At 56.0% G+C, this 2,084-nt stretch carries 3 protein-coding genes; 2 read left to right on the forward strand and 1 reads right to left on the reverse strand.

The window, feature by feature from the left end:
* A partial coding sequence (locus ABLN87_RS22090) for a DUF4158 domain-containing protein (RefSeq protein ID WP_353014262.1) occupies positions 1-868 on the reverse strand: 868 nt, incomplete at its 3' end.
* A gap of 145 nt (positions 869-1,013) precedes the next feature.
* Between ABLN87_RS22090 and ABLN87_RS22095 the strand changes: the two genes are divergently transcribed.
* Entirely contained in the window at positions 1,014-1,475 is a 462-nt protein-coding gene (locus ABLN87_RS22095; protein WP_353014264.1) for an NUDIX hydrolase, read from the forward strand.
* Positions 1,468-2,037 (forward strand): recombinase family protein, encoded by a 570-nt coding sequence (locus tag ABLN87_RS22100; protein WP_353014266.1) that lies wholly within the window; start codon positions 1,468-1,470, stop codon positions 2,035-2,037. The genes ABLN87_RS22095 and ABLN87_RS22100 overlap by 8 nt, the downstream gene beginning before the upstream one ends.
* Positions 2,038-2,084 lie beyond the last annotated feature (47 nt).

Genomic DNA, 2,084 nt, shown 5'->3' on the forward strand with positions numbered 1-2,084 from the left:
TGATAGCGGCGGCCCACTCGATAGCGCATACCGCGAGGATCGCCAAACGCCGGTCGCTCGTAATGTCGCGCAGGCCATCTGCAAAGTACCTTTCACCTTGGCGGCGCAGGCGCGTGACCCGGTGTGGTGGGATGCCGTCCAGGATATCTGGCGAAACGCCCAATCCTTGAAGGAATTCAAGCCGATCCAACAGTCGGGATGCAACTGCCGAGTTGCTGCCCACCTCGAATTGGCGCAACCAGACGAACCGGCTGACCTTGCCATCAACAATCTCAGTCAGCAGTGCATCCAACCTTTCTTTCGTTTGCTCAGCCAGTCTGTTGGCAATCCGGGTTTCTATTCTGCGTTCCGCCGCGACAAGCGCGTCTGCGCACAAACGCTCGATGACCGTGACACCTGGCAGGATCGTCTGCGTCCGGCGGCATTCTTCGACAAACCTGCGCGCCAGATCGTCGTTAGACCGGGCCGTTTCGGCCTCTGTCTCAAGCCAAGCCTTGAGACACCGTGCGCCATGGCCCGAGAACATCCTGAAGCCGTAGATCTGGCGAATGGCGTGCAAATGTTGCTGACGGGTCTGACGCCGCGCGGCATAGGGCAAGATATCGTCACCGGTCAGGCCAAGCTGGGCCGCGATGAAGCGCAGCACCTTTTCCGGGATCACCTCGTCAGACGAGAGAAGGCGTCCGGGATATCGCAACGCACAGAGTTGCAAGGCAAAACCGATCCTGTTTTCTGATCGCCTTCGGTCGTTGATATGCTCAAGGTCATCATCAGCGAGGGTGTAGTGGTGCAGCATCGACGCGTCGTCGGTGGGCAAATCGAAAAGCGCCAAACGCTGGCGCTCGGTTAGTACGGATCGTCTTGGCATGAAGGTGTCCTCAAAATAGTGTTGATCATTTTGAGACAGTGCATAATATAAAGACGAATAATGAGACAGTTTTGATCGGCAGAATCCCTGTCGCTCGGATTGCCCGGGACCCTGCCTCAAAAACGAACAGTTAAAAGACATATCTATGCTCCCAGTCAAAAGCTTCAGCGTTTCGATCTTCATTCTCAAACCCGATGACGGTGATGCCAAGGTGCTGCTTCTCCGCCGTACAGGATACTTGGCGGGTCTGTGGTGTCAGATCGCGGGCGGCATCGAGGCCGGAGAAAAAGCTTGGCAAACCGCGATACGCGAGGTTCGCGAAGAAACAGGCATCGAGCTGTCGGAAATCTGGTCTGCCGACATCCTTGAGCAATTCTACGAGGCAGACAAAGAATGCATCACTTTGGTGCCCGTATTCGTCAGCACGGTGCCCACAGATACCACCGTCACGCTGAACGACGAACATGACGCCTATGAGTGGGTCAGCTTTGAGAAGGCGGACACCATGCTGAGCTTCCCTGGGCAGCAAAAGGCCTTGGCTGCTGTAAAAGCTGAGTTCGTCGATAAGGAACCAAACCCGCATCTGAAAATTGAGATGAATGGCTAGGGCGGGAGATATCCTCGGCTACGCGAGAGTCTCGACCGCTGGTCAAGACCTGACTGGCCAGGTCACCCGTCTCAAAGATGCCGGGGCCATTCGCGTGTTCGAAGATGTGGTTTCAGGCAAGCAGTTCGACCGTCCGGGCTTGTCGGCCCTGATGGACCATGCCCGTCCTGGTGACAGCTTAGCTATCATCCGGTTGGACAGGCTCGGACGCTCACTCAAAGAACTATTAGAAACCGTCGAAAACCTGAAAGAACAAGATATCGGACTGATCAGCCTCGAAGAGCGGATCGATACCACATCCGCCGCCGGGGAACTGATCTTCCACGTCTTCGGAGCCATCGCCCATTTTGAGCGCCGCCTCATCTCAGAACGCACAAAAGACGGCATCCAAGCCGCTAGAGCGCAGAGCCGAAAACCAGGGCGACCACCCCTCGAAGCTAAAACCGTCCTGGCATTGCAAAATCTCGTCCAAGCCGGAATGACCGCCGGACAAGCCGCAAAACAACTCGGCATCGCAAGATCAACAGCTTACAGATTGATCAAGGAAACAGCGCAGCCCTAGCTAAACGGCCTTAAGGTGTCATTCTGCCCCCAGCCGGAACAGACCCC

It is taken from the genome of Ruegeria sp. SCP10 (assembly GCF_040329495.1).
Classification (GTDB): Bacteria; Pseudomonadota; Alphaproteobacteria; order Rhodobacterales; family Rhodobacteraceae; genus Ruegeria.

Coding starts and splice junctions, on each gene's coding strand:
- ABLN87_RS22100 (WP_353014266.1), top strand. CDS start 1,468: ATGGCTAGGGCGGGAGATATCCTCGGCTACGCGAGAGTCTCGACCGCT.
- ABLN87_RS22095 (WP_353014264.1), top strand. CDS start 1,014: ATGCTCCCAGTCAAAAGCTTCAGCGTTTCGATCTTCATTCTCAAACCC.